The 21873-nt window shown below is 60.9% G+C and carries 17 protein-coding genes; 8 read left to right on the top strand and 9 right to left on the bottom strand.

What is annotated here, in order from left to right; genetic code table 11:
- Positions 1-97: 97 nt before the first annotated feature.
- From CL52_RS09165 to CL52_RS09135, 7 genes are all read right to left on the bottom strand, one after another.
- On the bottom strand, positions 98-1951 hold the full coding sequence (locus CL52_RS09165) for a SurA N-terminal domain-containing protein (protein WP_043220049.1): 1854 nt from the start codon (positions 1949-1951) through the stop codon (positions 98-100).
- Between the two features lie 197 nt (positions 1952-2148).
- Entirely contained in the window at positions 2149-2421 is a 273-nt protein-coding gene (hupB, locus tag CL52_RS09160) for a nucleoid-associated protein HU-beta (RefSeq protein ID WP_003282502.1), read from the bottom strand.
- A gap of 132 nt (positions 2422-2553) precedes the next feature.
- A complete protein-coding gene (gene lon / locus CL52_RS09155; protein ID WP_043220045.1) occupies positions 2554-4950 on the bottom strand; it encodes an endopeptidase La in 2397 nt (798 codons plus the stop codon).
- 128 nt (positions 4951-5078) lie between these two features.
- Positions 5079-6359 (bottom strand): ATP-dependent Clp protease ATP-binding subunit ClpX, encoded by a 1281-nt coding sequence (gene clpX / locus CL52_RS09150; protein WP_043220042.1) that lies wholly within the window; start codon positions 6357-6359, stop codon positions 5079-5081.
- A 99-nt stretch (positions 6360-6458) separates the two neighbouring features.
- Positions 6459-7097, bottom strand: a complete 639-nt coding sequence (clpP, locus tag CL52_RS09145) for an ATP-dependent Clp endopeptidase proteolytic subunit ClpP (RefSeq protein ID WP_041105625.1) — start codon at positions 7095-7097, stop codon at positions 6459-6461.
- Positions 7098-7186: 89 nt separating this feature from the next.
- Positions 7187-8497, bottom strand: coding sequence for a trigger factor (tig, locus tag CL52_RS09140; protein ID WP_041105626.1), 1311 nt, complete (start codon positions 8495-8497; stop codon positions 7187-7189).
- Positions 8498-8778: 281 nt separating this feature from the next.
- Positions 8779-9609, bottom strand: coding sequence for an undecaprenyl-diphosphate phosphatase (locus CL52_RS09135; RefSeq protein ID WP_043220038.1), 831 nt, complete (start codon positions 9607-9609; stop codon positions 8779-8781).
- Between the two features lie 270 nt (positions 9610-9879).
- Between CL52_RS09135 and CL52_RS09130 the strand changes: the two genes are divergently transcribed.
- The 6 genes from CL52_RS09130 to CL52_RS09110 all read left to right on the top strand — a co-directional run bounded on the left by CL52_RS09130 (position 9880) and on the right by CL52_RS09110 (position 14678).
- Positions 9880-11514 (top strand): methyl-accepting chemotaxis protein, encoded by a 1635-nt coding sequence (locus CL52_RS09130; RefSeq protein ID WP_043220036.1) that lies wholly within the window; start codon positions 9880-9882, stop codon positions 11512-11514.
- Between the two features lie 341 nt (positions 11515-11855).
- On the top strand, positions 11856-12125 hold the full coding sequence (locus CL52_RS09125) for a hypothetical protein (protein WP_041105629.1): 270 nt from the start codon (positions 11856-11858) through the stop codon (positions 12123-12125).
- A 129-nt stretch (positions 12126-12254) separates the two neighbouring features.
- Complete coding sequence (locus CL52_RS09120; RefSeq protein ID WP_043220032.1) at positions 12255-12536, top strand: hypothetical protein; 282 nt, start codon at positions 12255-12257, stop codon at positions 12534-12536.
- Between the two features lie 63 nt (positions 12537-12599).
- Positions 12600-13292 carry a DUF421 domain-containing protein gene (locus CL52_RS09115; RefSeq protein ID WP_043220030.1) on the top strand — a complete coding sequence of 231 codons (693 nt, stop codon included), beginning with the start codon at positions 12600-12602 and terminating at the stop codon, positions 13290-13292.
- A 97-nt stretch (positions 13293-13389) separates the two neighbouring features.
- Positions 13390-13554 (top strand): hypothetical protein, encoded by a 165-nt coding sequence (locus tag CL52_RS21335; RefSeq protein ID WP_165563479.1) that lies wholly within the window; start codon positions 13390-13392, stop codon positions 13552-13554.
- Between the two features lie 32 nt (positions 13555-13586).
- On the top strand, positions 13587-14678 hold the full coding sequence (locus tag CL52_RS09110) for a DNA topoisomerase IB (RefSeq protein ID WP_043220027.1): 1092 nt from the start codon (positions 13587-13589) through the stop codon (positions 14676-14678).
- A 56-nt stretch (positions 14679-14734) separates the two neighbouring features.
- Here the strand turns inward: CL52_RS09110 and nfuA are convergent, their stop codons facing one another.
- Both nfuA and CL52_RS09100 read right to left on the bottom strand, forming a co-directional pair.
- Positions 14735-15319 carry a Fe-S biogenesis protein NfuA gene (gene nfuA, locus CL52_RS09105; RefSeq protein WP_041105633.1) on the bottom strand — a complete coding sequence of 195 codons (585 nt, stop codon included), beginning with the start codon at positions 15317-15319 and terminating at the stop codon, positions 14735-14737.
- 96 nt (positions 15320-15415) lie between these two features.
- Positions 15416-17689 (bottom strand): fatty acid cis/trans isomerase, encoded by a 2274-nt coding sequence (locus tag CL52_RS09100; RefSeq protein ID WP_043220024.1) that lies wholly within the window; start codon positions 17687-17689, stop codon positions 15416-15418.
- A 165-nt stretch (positions 17690-17854) separates the two neighbouring features.
- On the opposite strand from CL52_RS09100, the gene metH reads away from it, so the two are divergent.
- Together metH and CL52_RS09090 are read left to right on the top strand one after the other, a co-directional pair.
- Positions 17855-21547, top strand: coding sequence for a methionine synthase (gene metH, locus CL52_RS09095; protein WP_043220022.1), 3693 nt, complete (start codon positions 17855-17857; stop codon positions 21545-21547).
- Entirely contained in the window at positions 21544-21873 is a 330-nt protein-coding gene (locus CL52_RS09090) for a DUF5629 family protein (protein ID WP_043220021.1), read from the top strand. Before metH ends, CL52_RS09090 begins: the two co-directional genes overlap by 4 nt.

Here is a 21873-nt window from a genome sequence, read left to right as displayed (position 1 = left end):
GGGGGAGTGTTTGCCTGGCTTATGCCAGACGCCCACTCCCCCGCCGGAGCCATCTCCGTTCAGCGAGCAACGGAGATGGCGTTGACCAGACCTGGAATCAGAAACGCTCGATTTCGGCCTCAGCCTGTTCCTTCTTGCGGAACGATTCGAAGTCCTGCTGACCGATACGCGAAGCAAGGAAGCGTCGATAGTTGCGGCGCTCTTCGTCCGACAGGGCCTGCTCGGGCTCATTGACGCCCTTCAGACGCAAGACCACGTAATCTCCATTATCCAGCGACTGGCCCGCAAACGTCGGGCTGCCGCCTTCAGCGGGACGCGGCATACGAAATACGGTCTGCAGCACGGCCGGGGCGATGCCATCCTGCGCACGGGTTGCGGCTTCGTGGGTCTCCCACTTACCGTCGACCTGGCCACCTTCGCGCAGCTTCGCCAACATCGCCTCACCATTCTGGCGCGCCTGCTCCGCTGCTTTCTGCTTGCGCAGCTGCTCGACGATGCTCTCACGCACCTCATCCAGAGGGCGCTGCTCAGGCTGCATGTGCTGTTTGACCCGCACCACGACGACCGTATCCGGATCCAGTTCGATCAACGCGCTGTTGGCGCCATCGACCAATACCTCGTCGCTGAACGCGGCCTGTAGAACCTGGCGGTTCGCTGCAATGCCCTCACCACCCTCACGACCGAATGCCGGGGTGGTTTCGACCTTCAGCCCAAGCTCCTGGGCCGGCTGCGCCAGATCCGACGATTCGAATGCAGAATCCTCGAGCTGTTTGGATGCTTCGACAAAACGCTGTTCGACCTGCTGGGCCTTGAGCTCGCGCATCAGTTGCGGCTTCATGCTTTCCAGCGTCGGCACCTCAGGCGATTGCACGCCGAGCAACTTGATCAGGTGCCAGCCGAACTCGGTCTTCACCGGCTGCGAAACCTCGCCCTCCTGCAGGGCGTAGAGCGCCTCCTCGAACGCCGGATCGTAGACGCCAGGACCCGCGTACCCAAGGTCGCCGCCCTCGCTTGCCGAACCAGGATCCTGCGAGAATTCCTTGGCGAGATCCGCAAACGATTCTCCGGCCTGCAGCCGCTTGGCGACCTCTTCGAGCTTGGCCTTGGCCTGCTCATCGGACAGCTCGCCGGTCTCGATCAAGATATGTGCGGCACGACGCTGCTCCGCCAGGTTGGCGACCTGCTTTTCATAGAGCGCCTGCAAAGCTTTTTCATCGACTTCGACCTGATCGAAGAAGGCATCCTTGCTGAGCTCGACGTACTCAAGGACGACCTGCTCCGGCGAACGGTAACGATCGGAATACTCTTGGTAATGGGCCTGTATCTCCTCGTCCGTCACCTGGACGGCATCGGTAGCCGCTGGAACAGTCAGCGCATCGAAGTCGCGGGTCTGCATTTCGAGCCGCGCAAAGTTATCGACCTGCTGGTCCGTCACGAAACCGGTGCCCGAAATGCCTGCACGCAGCTGACCGATCAGCATTTCCTGCTCAAGCAACTGGCGGAACTGCAGACGCGAATAGCCCATCTGCTGGATGACCTGGTCAAAGCGCGCCGCATCGAACTTGCCATCGACCTGGAATTCCGGCGTCTGCAGAATGAGCTGGTCAAGCGCCTGCGTGGAGAAGGCGAAATCGGCCTCGCGCGCCGCGTGAAGCAGCAGCATGCGATCGACGAGCCCGTTCAGTGCTGCCTCACGCAGCAACTTGTCGTCGAGCATGGATGCATCGAAATCACGCCCCAGCTGCTGCGCAAGCTGGCGACGTTGCATGTTGACGGCCTGCTCGAGGTCGTAGCGGGAAATGGGATCACCATTCACCTCGGCAACGTTCTGCTTGTTCCCTGCAGCATTGAAGATCGCATCGAAACCGGTCAACGCCAGCAGCACAACGATGACGCCGATGATGGTCTTGGCGATCAACCCCTGAGAGTTGTCCCTGATGTTCTGAAGCATGCATCCCCCGAGGAGCAGCCACGTGGTGCCTTACGTGACGTCGGTGATAACCAGATAAACGAAAGGCGCATCCTGGGATGCGCCTTCTCGGAGCTTTGGAGCGGATGACGTTCCCCAAGCCTTGGCGTTACAGGCCAGGCCTGTACGCCTCTCCGCCCCAGTCGAAGCCCAATAGGCCTCGACGGGATCGAAAACGCTTAGTTGACAGCGTCTTTCAGAGCCTTGCCAGCTTTGAAACCCGGGATCTTGGCGGCAGCGATGTTGATCGGCTTGCCAGTCTGCGGGTTGCGGCCAGTACGTGCGGCGCGCTCTTTGACGGCGAAAGTGCCGAAACCGACCAGCACGACAGAGTCACCAGCCTTCAGGGCGCCGGTGACAGACTCGATCACTGCATCTAGCGCGCGGCCAGCAACAGCTTTTGGAATATCAGCAGATGCAGCGATAGCATCGATCAGTTCCGACTTGTTCACTCTAAGTCCCCTTATTTCTGTTGAGTCGTATCTTTAATTTTTGGGTGCAAGCAAAGCTATGCAGGAATGGCTTATGACACCAGGGGCCGGCTCATGAATGGGGCACACGATAGTGTCAATCAGCCGCTCCGCCTAATGCGTGCTGATTCGCTCCTTGGAATCAGACTCGCGCTTGTCTTCCGTTGCAACTATCTCGGGAGCCGCATCGGGCAAGGGCTCCGGCGCGTATTGCAGCGCAATTTGCAGGACCTCGTCAATCCACTTTACCGGTTTAATCTGCAGGTCCTGCTTAATATTTTCAGGAATCTCTTTCAGATCACGTTGATTTTCTTCGGGGATGATGACCGTCTTGATTCCGCCCCTGTGAGCCGCGAGCAATTTCTCCTTCAGCCCACCGATAGCGAGCACCTGACCACGCAAGGTGATCTCTCCGGTCATGGCAACATCGGCACGCACAGGAATCTGCGTCAGTGCAGAAACCAGTGCCGTACACATGCCAATGCCGGCGCTAGGTCCATCCTTCGGCGTGGCCCCTTCGGGCACGTGGATATGGATATCCTGCTTCTCATGGAAGTCCGGCGCGATACCCAGGCTGCGCGCGCGGCTTCGCACTACCGTGAGTGCGGCGGTAATCGACTCGCCCATGACTTCGCCGAGCGAGCCAGTCTTGGTCAGCCGACCCTTGCCAGGGACGACGGCCGCTTCGATGGTCAGCAGCTCGCCACCCACCTGGGTCCAGGCCAGACCAGTAACCTGACCAATCTGATCCTGCTGCTCGGCGAGCCCATAGCGGAACTTGCGCACGCCGAGGAAGTGTTCGAGCGAATCAGGTGTAACCGTCACGTGGAAGCGCTTTTCCGCCGCATGCTCCTTGACCACCTTGCGGCAGACCTTCGCCAGTTGACGCTCGAGGCTCCGCACACCGGCCTCGCGTGTGTAGTAGCGAATGACGTCACGTATGCTCTGCTCCTGGAACGCCAGTTCGCTTTCCTTCAATCCATTCGCCTTGACCTGCTTGGGAACCAGATAGCGAATGGCGATGTTGACCTTCTCGTCTTCCGTATAGCCGGGCAGACGAATGACCTCCATCCGATCAAGAAGCGGCGCAGGGATGTTCATCGAGTTCGCGGTGCAGATGAACATGACGTCCGAAAGGTCGTAGTCGACCTCCAGATAATGGTCGTTGAAATTGTGGTTCTGCTCGGGGTCCAGCACCTCGAGTAGTGCCGAGGCAGGGTCACCGCGCATGTCGCTGGCCATCTTGTCGATTTCATCGAGCAGGAACAGCGGGTTGCGTACGCCGACCTTGGTCATCTTCTGGATAAGACGTCCTGGCATCGAGCCGATATAGGTGCGCCGATGGCCGCGAATCTCGGCCTCGTCACGCACGCCACCCAGGGCCATGCGAACGAACTTGCGATTGGTCGAACGAGCGATCGACTCGGCCAGCGAGGTCTTGCCCACCCCGGGCGGGCCGACCAGACACAGGACCGGCCCCTTCAGTTTCTTGACGCGCTTCTGTACGGCGAGATACTCGAGGATGCGATCCTTGACCTCTTCGAGCCCATAATGGTCAGCGTCGAGCACCTGCTCGGCCTTGGCCAGGTCGAGACGCACCTTGCTCGCAGCCTTCCAGGGCACATTGACCAACCAGTCGATGTACGTCCGCACCACAGTGGCTTCCGCGGACATCGGCGACATCTGCTTGAGCTTGTTGAGTTCGGCTTGCGCCTTGGCGTAGGCGTCCTTGCTCAGCCCCGCGTTCTCGATGCGCTTTTTCAGGTCATCGATCTCGTTGTGGCCCTCGTCGAGGTCACCGAGCTCCTTCTGGATCGCCTTCATCTGCTCGTTGAGGTAGTACTCGCGCTGGCTACGCTCCATCTGCTTCTTGACGCGCCCGCGGATACGCTTCTCGACTTGCAGCAGGTCTATTTCCGCGTCCAGCAGAGCCAAGACATGCTCTACCCGCGCCGGCAGCTCGGTGACCTCGAGAATTTCCTGCTTCTGCTCGATCTTCAAGGCCATATGGGCGGCCATGGTGTCGACCAGACGCGACGGATCTTCGATTCCGGTCAGCGAGGAAAGCACCTCGGCCGGTACCTTTTTACCCAATTGCACATACTGTTCGAATTGACTGAGCAGGCTGCGGGTGAAGACTTCCGCCTCGCGCTCATCGACTTCCGCCTCTTCAATGAGGCTGACCTTGGCACGGCAGTGCTCCTCAACCTCGAAAAAGCTTTCGATTGCACCGCGCTGCTCGCCCTCGACCAACACCTTTACGGTGCCGTCAGGCAATTTCAGTAACTGCAATACGGTAGCGACCGTACCGACGCGATACAGGGCGTCTTCGGCTGGATCGTCGTCGGCCGGGTTCCGTTGCGCCACGAGCAGGATCTGCTTGTCGCCGGCCATGGCGGACTCCAAAGCCTCGATGGACTTCTCGCGGCCCACGAAAAGCGGAATGACCATATGCGGATAAACCACGACATCGCGCAGGGGCAAGAGGGGCAGTTCGACGATTGTCTTCATAATTCAGCTCTACGACGGCCTTGCGGCGGTAAACGGACGGGCGCACCCATGAAAACTAAGATGGGGGCACGCCCGTTAAAAAACAAGAAGGCAATAAATGCAAAGGGGCCCGAGGGCCCCTTCGCTCTTTACGCCTCAGGCGCAGCCTTGGCAGGCGGCTCGCTGTTCTCGTAGATCAGCAAGGGCTTGGACGTGCCCTCGATCACACTCTCATCGATGACAACCTTGCTGACATCCTTCTGAGACGGAATCTCGTACATGGTATCCAGCAATACGCCCTCGAGAATCGAACGCAAACCACGCGCCCCCGTCTTGCGCTCCAAAGCCCGCGCTGCGATGGCCTTGAGCGCGTCCGTGCGGAATTCCAGCTCAACCCCCTCGAGTTCGAACAGCTTGGCATACTGCTTGGTCAGCGCATTCTTCGGCTCGGTGAGAATCTGAATCAGGGCCGGTTCGTCGAGTTCGTCCAGCGTCGCGATCACCGGTAGGCGACCGACGAACTCCGGGATTAGGCCGAACTTGACCAGATCGTCAGGCTCAACTGCACGAAGCGCTTCTCCGACCTTCTTGCCCGGGTCCTTGCTGCGCACCTCGGCACTGAAGCCAATCCCGCCCTGCGTGGAGCGCGCCTGAATGACCTTCTCCAATCCGGCGAAGGCACCGCCACAGATGAACAGGATGTTGCGCGTGTCCACCTGCAGAAACTCCTGCTGTGGATGTTTGCGCCCTCCTTGCGGAGGAACGGAGGCCACGGTTCCCTCGATCAACTTGAGCAGCGCCTGCTGCACCCCCTCGCCCGACACGTCGCGAGTGATCGAAGGGTTATCCGACTTGCGCGAGATCTTGTCGATCTCATCGATGTAGACAATGCCCATCTGAGCCTTCTCGACATCGTAATCGCACTTCTGCAGCAGCTTCTGAATGATGTTCTCGACGTCCTCACCGACATAACCGGCCTCGGTCAGCGTCGTGGCATCGGCGATCGTGAACGGCACGTTGAGCAGGCGTGCCAGCGTCTCCGCAAGCAGGGTCTTGCCCGAACCGGTCGGACCGATCAGCAAGATGTTGCTCTTGCCCAGTTCGACCTCTTCCTTCCGGTCACGCTGGTTGAGCCGCTTGTAGTGGTTGTAGACAGCCACCGCCAGGATCTTCTTGGCACGCTCCTGACCAATGACGTACTGGTCGAGAATGCCGCTGATTTCCTTAGGCGCAGGGAGCTTGTGCGAGCTGCTCTCGGCCTGTGCTTCCTGGACCTCTTCACGAATGATGTCATTGCACAGGTCGACGCACTCGTCGCAGATGAAAACGGAGGGACCGGCAATCAACTTGCGCACTTCATGCTGGCTTTTGCCACAGAAGGAGCAATAAAGCAGTTTGCCGGAATCCTCGCCGTTGCGGGTATCAGTCATTCGATCGATCCAATCGGGAAAGCTTGGAAAAAGAAGATGAAGGCAATCGTGGGCTTTTTCAAGCCCAAGGGAAGGCCGTCGAACCGACGGCCATGCAGATCAGACCGCCAGCTGACGGTGGGTCAGGACCTGATCGATCAGGCCGTACTTCACGGCCTCGTCACCGCTCATGAAATTGTCACGATCGGTGTCACGCGCAATGACGTCGATGGGCTGCCCGGTATGCTGAGCCAGCACTTTGTTCAGCCTCTCGCGGATCGTCAGGATCTCGCGCGCGTGGATTTCGATGTCCGACGCCTGCCCCTGGAATCCGCCCAGCGGCTGGTGAATCATCATGCGAGAGTGAGGCAGGCAGTAACGCTTGCCCGCTGCGCCGCCGGCGAGTAGCAGTGCACCCATGCTGCAGGCCTGACCGATACAGATGGTCGAGACATCAGGCTTGATGAACTGCATGGTGTCGTAGATGGACATGCCTGCTGTCACCGATCCGCCGGGGGAATTGATGTACAGGTGGATGTCCTTCTCCGGGTTTTCCGCCTCGAGAAAAAGCAGCTGAGCGACGATGAGGTTGGCCATGTAGTCCTCGACCTGCCCCACCATGAAAATCACCCGCTCCTTGAGAAGTCGGGAATAGATGTCATAGGCGCGTTCGCCACGAGCGGACTGCTCGATAACCATCGGGACCAGACCACCTGCGGCCTGAACATCCGGAGCCTGCATGAAAGAATTGCGGGACATGTTCCAACGATACTCCCTATGTCATGCCTCAAACACATAAGCCAGCACGAGGCTGGCTTATGTTTGTGCACTCGAGAAAATGGAAGAGATCAGGCGGCTTGCGGGGCTTCCGCAGGCTTGACCGCTTCTTCATAGGACACCGTCTTGTCGGTGACCTTGGCCTGCTGCAGAACAGTATCTACAACTTGCTCTTCGAGCACAACCGAACGCACTTCGTTCAACTGCTCAGCGTTCTTGTAGTACCAGGCCACCACCTGCTCGGGCTCCTGATAGGCCGATGCCATTTCCTCGATCAGTTCGCGAACGCGATTCTCGTCCGGCTTGAGCTCTTTCTGCTTGACCACTTCAGCCACGATCAGACCCAGCAGCACGCGACGCTTGGCCTGCTCCGCAAAAAGTTCAGCCGGCAGCTGATCGGGCTTGATGTTACCACCGAACTGCTGGACGGCCTGGACGCGCAGACGATTCACTTCGTTATCGATCAGCGCCTTGGGCACTTCGATCGGATTGTTGGCCACCAGGCCTTCCATCACTTGGTTCTTCACCTTGTTCTTGATGGCCTGGCGCAGCTCACGCTCCATGTTCTTCTTCACTTCGGCACGGAAGCCTTCAAGCCCGCCTTCCTGCACACCGAACTGAGCGAAGAATTCGTCGTTCAGCTCCGGCAACTGAGCAGCCGCCACACTGTTGACCGTCACGGTGAACTCAGCGGTCTTGCCGGCCAGATCGAGGTTCTGGTAATCCTCAGGGAAAGTCGGGTTGATGACGCGCTCTTCACCCGCCTTCGCGCCCACCAGAGCGTCCTCGAAGCCAGGAATCATGCGACCGGAGCCCAGCACCAGCTGAGTCCCTTTGGCGGAGCCGCCTGCGAACGCTTCGCCATCGATCTTGCCCACGAAATCGATATTCACCTGATCGCCGTTCTCGGCAGCGCGGTCAGCCGTTTCGTAACGGGTGTTCTGCTTGCGCAGGATGTCCAGCATATTGTCGACGTCGGCATCGGTGACGTCCGCCTGCAGGCGCTCGACCTCGATCTTGTCCAGACCGACGACCTCGAACTCCGGAAACACCTCGAAGGTGGCAACGTACTCAAGATCCTTGCCCTTCTCGAACACCTTGGGCTCGACGGACGGAGCGCCGGCTGGATTCAGCTTCTCGGCGACGATTGCTTCGTAGAAGGTCGCCTGGATGAGGTCTCCGAGGATTTCCTGACGCGCAGCGGCTTCATAGCGCTGGCGGATGACGCTCATCGGCACCTTGCCGGGACGGAAGCCTGGGATCTTGGCACGACTGGCGGTCTGTTGCAGACGCTTGTTGACTTCGGTCTCGATGCGCTCGACCGGCACGCCAATGGTCATGCGGCGCTCAAGAGCGGAGGTGCTTTCAACAGAAACTTGCATGGATTTTCCTCGTTGCACAGACATAAGCCGGGCGTTCCGGCCCCAGAATGGGCAAGCATTCTAGTGGCTCGATAGACAGAAGTCACCCCGGCAGAAAGAGCCGCCCTGAACGCAGCAGCCGCATGCCGCACACGGCTTGGCTGAGCAATCCGGGCGGCCTGGAATCGGCCGAACAGGCATATCCGAGCGAGCGTAGAGCGGCGGTTGCCCCAAAACGAAACATGAAAAAGCCCCGCCTATCCGGCAGGGCTTCTGCTACACGAAAAGGCCCGCGTGGTCGGTCAGCCTTGAGCGGTGCTCCAATCGATGATGCCGAACTGCCAGGTCGCAAGAATCACGATGCCGAAGACGATCCGGTACCAGGCGAATGTGGCATAGCTGTGATTGCCGATGAACTTGAGCAGAGCCCGGACGGCGAGCATCGCGAACACGAACGATGTGACGAAACCGATTGCAAATACGGGCAGATCGGACGGCTGGAACAGATCGCGATACTTGTAGCCGGAATAAACCGCCGCTCCGACCATTGTCGGCATGGCCAGGAAGAACGAGAACTCGGTTGCCGCCTTGCGGGACAGACCAAATAGCAAGCCTCCGATAATGGTCGAGCCGGAACGGGATGTGCCCGGTACCAGCGCCAGGCACTGCGCGAAACCCACCTTCAATGCCAGCTTCCAGTTCATGTCGTCGACAGTCTCGGCCTGGACGCTGTGGTCGCGTCGCTCAGCCCAGAGCATGATCACCCCACCGATGACCAGTGCCGTGGCGACGGTGATGGGGTTGAACAGGTATTCGTGGATCAGGTCGGCGAATGCGACCCCCAGCACAGCCGCGGGAATGAAGGCCACCAGCAGGTTGAGCGTGAAATTCTGAGCCGGACGTTCCTTGGGCAACCCAACTATCACGCCCAGCACCCTGTCTCGATACTGCCAGACGACCGCGAGAATCGCGGCCAGCTGGATGATGATATTGAAAGCAATCGCCCGCTCGCCGCCAAAACCGATCAGGTCGGCAACGATGATCTGGTGGCCAGTGCTGGAGATTGGAAGAAATTCAGTGATGCCTTCTACGACACCGAGTATCAGCGCTTGTACCGCAAGCCAAAGATCCATCTATTCCCCATCAGCGATGAAGCCCATCGCACTCGAAAACAACAAAAGGAAGGCGCCTAGCGCTTGGCCAGGCCGCTGATCTGACCGACGGCGGACAAGTAAATTCCACCCTCGACTTTAGTGGGGGCTCATTTTTAGCCAGGGGCAGCCGAAAAGCTATTGGGAGTTTGCAAACGGCCTGCTCGAAGAAGCGCCTCCGGATACACCCGATTCCGGAAAGGTCGGCCGTTGCCATTACAAGAAATCGAAAGCTGCACTGGGAGTAACCAAATGAATCTGTTGCGCAAGTACCCCATCAGTAAAAGGCTTTGGCTCATACCCGTCGTCGCGACGCTGATGCTCTTCGTGTTGGGCATGCTCATGATCCAGCAGGTTCGCGAGGACCTCTACAAGGGCAAGCAGGAGATGACCCGAAACGTGGTGGAAACAGCCGCGGGCATCTTCGACCATTACCATCGCCTGGAAATAGGCGGCCAGATGACGACTGAACAGGCACAGCGCGCTGCACTGGAACAGGTCCGTACACTGCGCTACCGCCAGAGCGACTATTTCTGGATCAATGATCTGGGGCCGACCATGATCATGCATCCGATGCAGCCCAAGCTCGACGGGCAGAACCTCTCCGGCATCAAGGACCCGAACGGCAAAGCGTTATTCAACGAAATGGTTGCGGTCGCCAAGCGCGACGGCGCAGGCACCGTTGACTATATGTGGGCCAAACCTGGCGAAGAACAGCCGGTTCCCAAGGTTTCGTATGTCCAATTGTTCAAGCCATGGGGCTGGATCATCGGTTCAGGCATCTACGTTGACGATGTCGAAGCGGAGTTTCGTAACTACCTGACTCGCTTCTCCATCATCGGCCTCGCTATCGCCGCGCTGATGGCTGTGCTGGTGGCCATCCTCATCCGCAGCATCACGGCGCCTCTGCGCAATTCCATGGCAGCAATGGCCAACATCGCCAGTGGCGAAGCGGATCTTACTCATGAGCTGGATGTTTCCGGCAGTGACGAGCTGACCGCCCTTGGCCGGGATTTCAACGCATTCACCCGCAAGTTGCGCAGCGTCATCGGCCAACTGCTCGAAACCGCCGAGTCGCTGGCACAGTCTTCGCGCACGCTGGGTAGCGTGTCCCGCGAGGCCTATGAGCAAAGCCAGCAACAGCTGCAACAGATGGAGCTGGTCGCCACAGCCATCAACGAAGTCACCTATGCAGTGCAGGAAGTAGCCAAGAACGCCGAGCACGCTTCCAACGAAGTCGGCGACGCCGAGGGCCAGGCCGGGCATGGCCAGCAGAATATCGAGACCAGCCTGCAACAGATCGATCAGCTGTCTTCGACCATCGGGCAGGCAGTCGAGGTCATTCAGTCGCTGGCCGACGAAACCAGCAAGATCGGCAGCGTGCTCGACGTCATTGGCTCGATTGCCGATCAGACCAACCTGCTGGCGCTGAACGCAGCCATCGAGGCGGCCCGTGCCGGCGAACAGGGTCGCGGCTTCGCGGTAGTGGCTGACGAGGTGCGCTTGCTGGCGCAGCGGACCCAGCAATCCACGGCTGAGATCCATACCATGATCGAACGCCTGCAAAAGAACTCCGGCGCCGCCGTCAACGTCATCATGGAAAGCAACCGGGCTTCGCAGGCAACCGTCGAGCAGGCCAGCCAGGCCGGTGAAAGCCTTGGACAGATTGCGCAGGCATTGCGCAACATCTCGGGCCTCAACGCCTCGATTGCCAGCGCCACCCTGCAACAGTCGCACGTGGTCGAAGACATCAATCAGAACGTTACCCAGGCCGCCAGCCTGGCGCAGCACAGCACCGACGCTGCCGAGCAATCGAGCGAAGCCGGCAAGCATCTCGGTGAACTTGCCGACCGGCTGAACAACATCCTGCAGCAGTTCAAGATCTGACCCCTTTCGGCTTGGTGCCCCGACGCCAAGCCGCAGCTTCCAGCCTGGGCTCCTTGCTTTGCGGCGCGTTGTCGCATGGCAAGGCGACAGCTGGCGAAGCGCCCGAGCGTCAAATAAACAAATCCCTTTATATTCAGTCGCTTAGACAGAAGAAACAGCGTACTGACGAGGCACCGTCGAACTAAGACTTTTGGCTAATTGAAACGAACGGAGTTTTTTTTGAATTCCGATGTGACTCATGGGTCCTCTGAGCGCATCATTTGGATAAGGCCAACGCCATGGCACCGAAATCACTGGCGGCAACCCAATATCCGCACCGAATTCAGAGAGACCTTTGCCCTATGAACGCTACCCTTCGCATCAACGACGCCCTCCTCATTACCGACCGCGCTTTCAAGCCCTTCCAGTGTGTTGCCTGGACCCTGCCCGAAGGCAACGGCGAAGTCAGCATCAGCGTGATCGACCGCCGCGATGCTCGCGTGCTCGGCCGCTGCAAGATGTCCAGCAGCGTCTACAGCAACCCGGCCCAGCTTGAGCAAACCCTGGAACAAACGCGCGAACGCCTGAGCCAGAACGGAGCGCATTTCTCCGAGTGGCATATGCCGGCCTAAAGCGGCAACCGCGTTCAGTGCAGAAAGGCCTGACGGCAACCGCCTCGGGCCTTTTGCTTTGTATGCGCTGGAATCCTTGGTGGGCTCTTGCGGTCTGAACAGAGCGTGCATGCAAACCAGGAGGTTCCGATGAAAGGCGCAGAAGCCTACGTCAACGATCAATGGCAAAGCAGCGGCCTGGCGAACCTGCCGCAAGATTCCGACGCCCTTACCGTCACCCTGAAGTTCATCGTGCCCCGCGCCGCACAAACCACGGGGTTGCTCAACCACATTGCCGAGGTTGCCGAGCGGCATCTGGAAGAAGCCTACCCGGGCCGTAACGTCCGTCACAAACCTGTGGTGGGCTCGGTGGTGGGAGATGGCACCGGCGATGGCATAGAGCTGGAGTTCCAGGTGGCCGCTGTCCGCTAGAGGCGCGCCACACCGAGTGACCCCGTCTCGTGGGAAACGAGACCTCTTGGGCCGATCGCTGAGATGACACCCCTCGAACTGCAGCGCATGCTGCTGGACCAGTTCCCTCCCCTGTTCCTTCTGGAGGTGGCGGTAAGAGCGCTGTTCGCCTTCATAGCGGTATTCGTGTTCCTGAAGGTGAGCGGCCGGCGTGGTATACGCCAGCTATCGGTATTCGAGCTGGTGATCATTCTGACGCTGGGCTCGGCTGCAGGGGACGTGTCGTTTTATGAAGACGTCCCACTGTTGCCCGTCGCGGCGGTGTTCATCACGCTGCTATGCCTCTATCGCCTGACCGTAGCCCTGATGACCAGAAGCCCGCGCTTTGGCGCCTGGCTCGAAGGCAAGCCGCTCACCATCATCCGTGACGGTATCTACGACCTGCGCAACCTCGACAGCCACCAGATATCCGCCGATGAGTTCTTCATGGAGCTGCGCCAGCAAGGGGTCGAGCACCTCGGCCAGGTACGATTGGCGATTCTGGAAACCGATGGCGAAGTCAGCCTGTACTTTCACAGTCCCGAAGAAGTACGCCCAGGCCTTTCGGTGCTCCCGCCCGAGCACAGGCCGACTTACCGACATGTGCCGGCCAGCGACCTCTATGCCTGCACCCACTGCGGTTTTCCCCAGGTAATCGACACCGACCAGGCGATGGCATGCCACCGTTGCGGCAATCCGACCTGGTCCAAGGCACTGGCATCGCAACGAACACGCTGACCGCCGGGGCCGAACCGTAACGCGGAGCTCTGGTCAGCTATAGGGATGGGGCAGCAGCGATTGCCGCCCAGACACGCACCCAACCCGGAGATCGCCCATGCTAGGTGACTATTCCTCGATCAACGACCATCTCGAGACCGCCCGCAAGCACGCCGACCAGGCGGAAACCGAGGGCAAGCCGGCACTGTATCGCGAAGCGATCGACGAGCTCGTCGCGGCGATCCAGCTGCTCATGCGCAACAGCCAGGAACGTGAAGACTAAGGAAGCAACCGGGACGACCTGGGCCAACGTGCATGGACATCCAAACCCCTCCCATCGCTGATGGTGCCAGGCCCGTCTCAATCGACGAAATCGACGACACCGACACACCGCTATGCCCCGACCTGCCGCCCGAACTGCATTATTCGGACGATAGCCAGCCTGGTATCCGGCGAAAGCTGTCGCGAGGCAAGTACATCTATCTCGCCGCTGATGGCAAGCGCATCAGGGATGCTTCCGAGGTCGAGCGAATCAACAAGCTCGCCATTCCACCGGCATATCGGGACGTCTGGATCTGTGCCAACCCCCATGGCCATTTGCAAGCCACCGGCCGGGATGCTCGGGGCCGCAAGCAATACCGCTATCACCCACGCTGGCGAGAAGTTCGCGATCATGGCAAGTACCAGCGGATGCTGCAGTTCGGCCAGGCCCTGCCTGGGCTTCGGGCACGCCTGGAGCGGGACATCGGGCTCCCTGGCCTGCCGCGCGAAAAGGTGATGGCGCTGGTGATACGCCTGCTCGAATCGACGCTGATTCGCGTTGGCAATGCCCGCTACGCCCGCGACAACCGCTCCTACGGCCTCACAACGCTACGCAACCGCCACGTCAGCATTCGGGGCAGCGCCATACGCTTCAGCTTTCGCGGCAAGAGCGGCATCGAGCACGAGGTCACTCTGCGGGACCGCCGCCTCGCCCGACTGATGCGCCGCTGCATGGAGCTGCCCGGACAGCACCTGTTTCAATACCTGGATGACCAGGGGCAACGGCACACTGTCAGCTCCGGGGACGTCAACGACTATCTCAGACAATCGACCGGTCAGAGCTTCACAGCCAAGGATTACCGCACCTGGGCTGGCAGCGCGCAGGCCCTGGCTCGGCTGCGACGCCAGCCGTGGCAGCCAGAAGCTCAGGCACGCCGAACGCTGGTCGAGGCGATCCGGGAGATCTCATCATTGCTGGGCAACACACCAGCCATCTGCCGGCAGTGCTATGTGCACCCCGAAGTCATCGAGGCTTTTCTGCGCGGCGAACTGGCCGAGCTGCGCGCAGCTCGGCGCCGCAAGTGGCTGAGCGCCGAAGAAGTGGGGCTGATCCATTTCCTGCAGCGCTATGCCAGCTCGGCTTGAGGTGAAGCGGCGGGCCAGGAGCACCACAGCAAGACGCCCCTTCCCGCCGCGGCCGATCAGTAGTAGGCGTTTTCGCGATTGGTGTGATCGGTAACGTCACGAACGCCCTTGAGTTCAGGAATACGCGCCAACAGCGTTTTCTCGATACCCTCTTTCAAGGTCACGTCCGCCTGCCCGCAGCCTTGGCAACCACCACCGAACTGCAGCACCGCGATGCCTTCCTCGACGACATCGATCAACATGACCTGCCCGCCATGACTGGCCAGGCCTGGGTTGATTTCGGTTTGCAGATAATAGTTGATGCGCTCGTTGAGCGGGCTGTCCTCGTTGACCATCGGCACCTTGGCATTCGGCGCCTTGATCGTCAGCTGGCCGCCCATGCGATCGGTCGCGTAGTCCACCAGGGCATCCTCGAGAAACGGCTCGCTGACGCTGTCGATCCAGGCGGTAAAGCTCTTGAGCCCAATGGCGACATCGTCCGGCTTCTGCTCGCCCGGCTTGCAGTAGGCGATGCAGGTCTCGGCGTACGGCGTGCCCGGCTGGGTGATGAAGACGCGGATGCCGATGCCCGGCGTGTTCTGCTTTTCCAGCAGACCAGCCAGGTAATCGTGTGCAGCTTCGGTAATGGTGATCGCGCTCATGGTGACTCCTCGCAATGATGCCGGCAGTGTACGCCAAGCCAGGGCAGCGATAAAGTCCTAGTAAATTGGTCGGAATAGATCGGGCGCTTCTCTGGGTCAGAGATTCTCGTAGCGATTCATGTCCAGCACGCCGGCCTCTCGCGGCTCGGTCTCCTGCAGGTACGCGGAGAGATCGTGAAAGTACGTCCAGAATTCAGGATGGCTGCGGCGAACGCCCCAACGCTCGACGACTTGATCGAACTCCGCAGCCGAGCGCACGCGCTCCATGGCCTGTACGAACGCGGACACTTCGCCCGCACGTACGGCGAACATGAAGTTCGGGTAGCTGCTCAGAACGCCCGGGTAGACGGTCAGCGTGTCCAGCTGTGGTTGATAGCGCAGCTCCTCGCCGAACATGAAGGCGACGTTGCTGTGCGCCCGGTTGCGCAACAGGCTGTAGATCTCTCGGCGCCCGTCGGCCAACTGCACGCGAATCAGCGTCGCCTCGGGCAGCTGGCCGATGACCGCCATACCTGCCCCGGGCCGTCCACTCAGGCGGCTGAGCGACTGCTCCGCCGCCGCCAGTTCAGCTGTCAGCCCAGCACGATGACAATGCCCCGCCTCGCATCGATTGATCGGATCGGGGCTAGCGTTGATCGCCGCATAGCGTGCGAGAAGCTGGTGGGCGAAGTCCTCTCTGGGCTTGGCCGCGGCGATCGTCAGGCCGGTTGCGGTCGCTGTGTCGACACGCGTGTAGGCGAGCTTGAGCTTGAGCTGGCCTCCTTGCTGATACCAATCGTCCAGAATCGCCTGGCGTGCTGGCGCCGGCAGCAAACGGAGAAAGTTCAGCTCTGCACCGTTTCGGATGAGATCGAAATACAGCCGCGTCTGCCCCTGATGCGAAACGTTGCCGAATACATCGAAGTTCACCACCAGCTGATAGTAGGTCCGCTCCAGCAAGGGGTAATCCATCCACCACATCGTCTGGGGTACCGCGCCGATCAGGCCTTTGCGTACCGAAGCGCTATCGTGCTGGCGGAAGATCGACAGCAGCGCGTTGTCGTTGCCCTGCCAGATATCCGTCCACTGAGCCGGATGCGCGGCGTAAGCGTCACGCCGAAGCTCCTCGTAGCGATTGCGCTTGCCGCGGTAGGTATTCCAGAACGCCAGCAGGTCACCCAGTTCGTCGAACTGCCCGGGCATTGCAAGCAAGGGTGTCGTGCGCTCGCGAAAGCTCTCGTCGGTCACATAGAGGTCATGCTCCGGCGCCTGGAAGAACACCCAGAAGTTGTCGCGGATCACATCGGTCGCGATCTGCCCGCGGCACACCGGGCCACGGATAAAGGTGCGCACGAAGTACTCGGCGTCATCGAGCATGAACTGGTAGCGCGCACGGGCCGGAATCGCTGCGAATGCCAGGAACGGGTTGGCCCGGTGCCCGGCACCATACCCAGGCAGCTGCGCAAGCGCCCAGCTATCGTCGAGAAAAAGCTCGCGAACCCGGGCGAGCTTGCGATCGCTCAGCGCATAGGTGATGTGCGTCTTGTGCACGATCACATCGTTGATAGGCCGCAGCCTGTAGAAGAACTGGGTGCCCGGGTCATCGTTCGGCCGACGGCTGGCAATTACGTCGACCGGCGCACCCGATGGGCTGCGTGAGCGCACCAGCTGATAGAACCGCTTACCCGTCGAGTTTTCGAAGTACAGATGGGCAAGGAAGAGATGTTCGTAAAGCCAGCGCGCCACCAGGCGCTGGCGGTTGTCCCCTCCGTTGAGCAGCGCTTCCCAACGCTCGATCTGCACCCGCTCGACGGGCTCGACTGGCATGTCGGCGACATCGATCGGCGCGCCCTGCTGCAGCCACCGTCGTAGCGTGCCGTATTCGCCGTCCGTCAAACCCGTCACGGCGAACGGCATGCCCCCATGCAGGGTCCGCTTGGCGTAGGCATCGAACTCGCCCGGGGTCGGGCAGCTGTTCTCGCGCCGGATGCTGACGTCCATGCCCGGTGGAAGCTTCGCGTTTGGCACCAGCGGCTCGCTGCGACCGAGCTCGAGCATACGCATCATCAGCGCCGCCTGTGCGCCCTGCCCGTCCAGCACCGAGATGAAATCCTTGCGGCGCCAGCCGGCTTCGTCGTGTGCATCGAAAAACAGCCGTGTCGGCTGCTGCGCTCTGCGTCGAGTTCCGTCGTACACCGGCTGCTTGCTGGCACCGCGCTGTGCACCCTCGGCGCTGCCCAGGTTCAGCTGGCACGGAGAGTCGTAGCAGGCATGGCAGGCCACGCACTTGGCGGTAAAGATCGGCTGAATGTCGCGCTGATAGGAAAGCACTTCGGCATGCGCCACGCCGCTGAGCAGACAGAGGCAAAGCAGCCAGAAACGTAAGGGCATGACAGGCCATCCAGAAAGTGAAGCGGCATTGTAGGCCTCCGCTCGAGCGAGCGGCGAGCCTTCTGAACATGAGCAGGATTCATTCGAAAGACGCAGCGGCTAAAAAAACGTACAGCTTTGCTATGATTTGCGTCCTTTTGTCCAGGCTTTACCCAGGTAGTCCAAATGTCCGACCGCGCCGCCCGCCTTCAGGCCCTCCAGCAAGCCCTCCAGGACCGCATCCTGATCCTCGACGGCGGCATGGGCACCATGATCCAGAGCTACAAGCTGGAAGAGTCCGACTACCGCGGCGAGCGTTTCGCGGACTGGCCGAGCGACGTGAAGGGCAATAACGACCTGTTGCTGCTCTCCCGCCCCGACGTCATCCAGGCCATCGAGAAGGCCTATCTCGATGCCGGCGCCGACATTCTGGAAACCAACACCTTCAATGCCACTCGGGTCTCCCAGGCCGACTACGGCATGGAAGAACTGGTCTACGAGCTGAACGTGGAAGGCGCGCGCCTGGCCCGGGAAGTGGCCGATGCCAAGACCGCCGAGACGCCGGATCGCCCGCGTTTCGTCGCCGGCGTGCTCGGCCCGACCAGCCGCACCTGCTCCATCTCGCCGGACGTGAACAACCCCGGCTACCGCAACGTCACCTTCGACCTGCTGGTGGAGAACTACACCGAAGCCACCCGTGGCCTGATCGAGGGCGGCGCCGACCTGATCCTGATCGAAACGATCTTCGACACGCTGAACGCCAAGGCGGCGATCTTCGCCGTGCAGCAAGTTTTCGAGGAAGATGGCGTCGAGCTGCCGATCATGATCTCCGGCACCATCACCGACGCCTCCGGCCGCACGCTGTCAGGCCAGACCACCGAGGCGTTCTGGAACTCGGTGCGCCATGCCAAGCCGATCTCCGTAGGCCTGAACTGCGCCCTGGGCGCCAAGGACCTGCGCCCTTATCTGGAAGAGCTGGCCAACAAGGCCGACACCCACGTGTCCGCCCACCCCAACGCCGGCCTGCCCAATGCCTTCGGCGAGTACGACGAAACGCCGGCAGAAATGGCCGCGGTGGTCGAGGAGTTCGCCGCCAGCGGTTTCCTCAACATCATCGGCGGCTGCTGCGGCACCACGCCGGCGCATATCCAGGCGATTGCCGAGGCGGTGGCCAAGTACCCGCCGCGCGTGATCCCGGACATTCCAAAGGCCTGCCGCCTGTCGGGCCTGGAGCCCTTCACCATCGACCGCAGCTCGCTGTTCGTCAACGTCGGCGAGCGCACCAACATCACCGGTTCGGCCAAGTTCGCCCGTCTGATCCGCGAGGAGAACTACACCGAGGCGCTGGAAGTGGCCCTGCAGCAGGTGGAAGCCGGCGCCCAGGTGATCGACATCAACATGGACGAGGGCATGCTGGATTCGAAGGCGGCCATGGTCACCTTCCTCAACCTGATCGCCGGCGAGCCGGACATCTCCCGCGTGCCGATCATGATCGACTCCTCCAAGTGGGAAGTGATCGAGGCAGGCCTCAAGTGCATCCAGGGCAAGGGCATCGTCAACTCCATCTCCATGAAGGAAGGCGTCGAGCAGTTCAAGCACCACGCCCACCTGTGCAAGCGCTACGGCGCCGCGGTGGTGGTGATGGCCTTCGACGAAGCCGGCCAGGCCGATACCGCCGCACGCAAGCGCGAGATCTGCCAGCGCAGCTACGACATCCTGGTCAACGAGGTGGGCTTCCCGCCGGAAGACATCATCTTCGACCCGAACATCTTCGCCATCGCCACCGGCATCGAAGAGCACAACAACTACGCGGTCGACTTCATCGAGGCTTGCGCCTACATACGCGACCACCTGCCCTACGCGCTGACCTCCGGCGGCGTGTCCAACGTGTCGTTCTCCTTCCGCGGCAACAACCCGGTGCGCGAAGCGATCCACTCGGTGTTCCTGTTCCATGCGATCAAGGCGGGCCTGACCATGGGCATCGTCAACGCCGGCCAATTGGAGATCTACGACGAGATCCCGAAGGAGCTGCGCGACGCGGTCGAGGACGTGGTGCTCAACCGCAGCGCCGGCGGCACCGAGGCGCTGCTGGAAATCGCCGACAAGTACAAGGGCGATGGCTCGGTCAAGGAAGCCGAGACCGAGGAATGGCGCAATCTGCCGGTGGACAAGCGCCTCGAGCACGCGCTGGTCAAGGGCATCACCGCCTTCATCGTCGAGGACACCGAGGAGTGCCGCCAGCAGTGCGCACGCCCCATCGAGGTGATCGAAGGCCCGCTGATGGCCGGCATGAACGTGGTGGGCGATCTGTTCGGCGCGGGCAAGATGTTCCTGCCCCAGGTGGTCAAGTCCGCCCGCGTGATGAAGCAGGCCGTGGCCCACCTGATCCCCTTCATCGAGGCGGAAAAGGGCGACAAGCCGGAAGCCAAGGGCAAGATTCTGATGGCGACCGTCAAGGGCGACGTGCACGACATCGGCAAGAACATCGTCGGCGTGGTGCTCGGCTGCAACGGCTACGACGTGGTCGACATGGGCGTGATGGTGCCGGCCGAGAAGATCCTGCAGACCGCCATCGCCGAGAAGTGCGACATCATCGGCCTGTCCGGGCTGATCACCCCGTCGCTGGACGAGATGGTCCACGTGGCCAAGGAAATGCAGCGCCAGGGCTTCAGCCTGCCGCTGATGATCGGCGGCGCCACCACCTCCAAGGCGCACACCGCGGTGAAGATCGACCCGCAGTACAGCAACGATGCAGTGGTCTATGTCACCGATGCCTCGCGTGCAGTCGGCGTGGCCACCACTCTGCTGTCGAAGGAACTCAAGCCGGCGTTCGTCGACAAGACCCGCGAAGAGTACGCCATGATCCGCGAGCGCACCGCCAACCGCAGTGCGCGCACCGAACGCCTGAGCTACCTCGATGCCATCGCCAACAAGCCGCCGTTCGACTGGAGCGGCTACGCCCCGGTCAAACCGAGCTTCACCGGCCGCCAGGTGCTGGAAGACATCGATTTGCGCACCCTGGTCGACTACATCGACTGGACGCCTTTCTTCATTGCCTGGGACCTGGCCGGCAAGTACCCGCGCATTCTCGAGGACGAGGTGGTTGGCGAAGCGGCTACCTCGCTGTTCAACGATGCCCAGGCCATGCTGAAAAAGCTGGTCGACGACAAGCTGATCCGCGCACGTGCGGTGTTCGGCTTCTGGCCAGCCAACCAGGTCCAGGACGATGACCTGGAAGTGTACGGTGACAACGGCGAGAAGCTGGCCACCCTGCACCACCTGCGCCAGCAGACCATCAAGCCGGACGCCAAGCCGAACCTGTCGCTGGCTGACTTCGTCGCTCCGAAGAGCACCGGCATCACCGACTATGTGGGCGGTTTCATCTGCACCGCTGGCATCGGCGCCGAGGAGCTGGCCAAGGCCTATCAGGACAAGGGCGACGACTACAACTCGATCATGGTCAAGGCCTTGGCCGACCGCCTCGCCGAGGCCTGTGCCGAATGGCTGCACGAGCAGGTGCGCAAGCACTACTGGGGCTATGCGCCGGATGAGCAGCTGAGCAACGAGGAACTGATCCGCGAGCAGTACAAGGGCATCCGCCCTGCCCCCGGTTACCCGGCCTGCCCGGACCACACCGAGAAGGGCACGCTGTTCCAGCTGCTCGATGCCGACGGCATCAGCCAGGTCACCCTCACCGAGCACTACGCCATGCTGCCCACCGCGGCGGTCAGCGGCTGGTACTTCGCCCATCCCGAGGCGCAGTACTTTGCCGTCGGCAAGATCGACAAGGATCAGGTCGAGAGCTATAGCCAGCGCAAGGGCCAGGAGCTGGCCATCAGCGAGCGCTGGCTGATGCCGAACCTGGGCTACGACGCATGAATGACGCCGTGACCCGCTATCTGCTCGACGAGCTCGAACAGGCCGACATGCTGGAGATCGACGGGCTGCATGCCTGGTCGTTCTCGCTCAACGAAACCCTGCTCGACCGCGCCGAGGCGGCAGCCGAAGCCGGCGAGCCATTTGAAAGCGACGAGACGGTGGTCGAAATCGAATGCGTCGATGGCCGGCAGAAACGGCGCTGGGCGTTCAGCTACAACACCGTGATGGACGCGCAGCCGCAAGCCGACGGCAGCTGGCTGCTCGGCCCGGAGCCGGTGCATCGCCTGCGCTGTCAGGCGGCGTACAGCGCCGAAGGCGATGCCTGA

Origin of the sequence: Stutzerimonas balearica DSM 6083 (assembly GCF_000818015.1) — a bacterium.
GTDB classification, from domain to species: Bacteria; Pseudomonadota; Gammaproteobacteria; order Pseudomonadales; family Pseudomonadaceae; genus Stutzerimonas; species Stutzerimonas balearica.
The sequence above is the reverse complement of the archived record's forward strand: the minus strand, read 5'-3'. Positions and strand labels throughout refer to the sequence as shown.

Coding starts and splice junctions, on each gene's coding strand:
- nfuA (WP_041105633.1), bottom strand. CDS start 15,319: ATGAGCGCGATCACCATTACCGAAGCTGCACACGATTACCTGGCTGGT.
- clpX (WP_043220042.1), bottom strand. CDS start 6,359: ATGACTGATACCCGCAACGGCGAGGATTCCGGCAAACTGCTTTATTGC.
- CL52_RS21335 (WP_165563479.1), top strand. CDS start 13,390: ATGCTAGGTGACTATTCCTCGATCAACGACCATCTCGAGACCGCCCGC.
- CL52_RS09100 (WP_043220024.1), bottom strand. CDS start 17,689: ATGCCCTTACGTTTCTGGCTGCTTTGCCTCTGTCTGCTCAGCGGCGTG.
- CL52_RS09125 (WP_041105629.1), top strand. CDS start 11,856: ATGAACGCTACCCTTCGCATCAACGACGCCCTCCTCATTACCGACCGC.
- metH (WP_043220022.1), top strand. CDS start 17,855: ATGTCCGACCGCGCCGCCCGCCTTCAGGCCCTCCAGCAAGCCCTCCAG.
- CL52_RS09110 (WP_043220027.1), top strand. CDS start 13,587: ATGGACATCCAAACCCCTCCCATCGCTGATGGTGCCAGGCCCGTCTCA.
- CL52_RS09120 (WP_043220032.1), top strand. CDS start 12,255: ATGAAAGGCGCAGAAGCCTACGTCAACGATCAATGGCAAAGCAGCGGC.
- tig (WP_041105626.1), bottom strand. CDS start 8,497: ATGCAAGTTTCTGTTGAAAGCACCTCCGCTCTTGAGCGCCGCATGACC.
- CL52_RS09115 (WP_043220030.1), top strand. CDS start 12,600: ATGACACCCCTCGAACTGCAGCGCATGCTGCTGGACCAGTTCCCTCCC.
- CL52_RS09130 (WP_043220036.1), top strand. CDS start 9,880: ATGAATCTGTTGCGCAAGTACCCCATCAGTAAAAGGCTTTGGCTCATA.
- lon (WP_043220045.1), bottom strand. CDS start 4,950: ATGAAGACAATCGTCGAACTGCCCCTCTTGCCCCTGCGCGATGTCGTG.
- CL52_RS09165 (WP_043220049.1), bottom strand. CDS start 1,951: ATGCTTCAGAACATCAGGGACAACTCTCAGGGGTTGATCGCCAAGACC.
- clpP (WP_041105625.1), bottom strand. CDS start 7,097: ATGTCCCGCAATTCTTTCATGCAGGCTCCGGATGTTCAGGCCGCAGGT.
- CL52_RS09090 (WP_043220021.1), top strand. CDS start 21,544: ATGAATGACGCCGTGACCCGCTATCTGCTCGACGAGCTCGAACAGGCC.
- CL52_RS09135 (WP_043220038.1), bottom strand. CDS start 9,609: ATGGATCTTTGGCTTGCGGTACAAGCGCTGATACTCGGTGTCGTAGAA.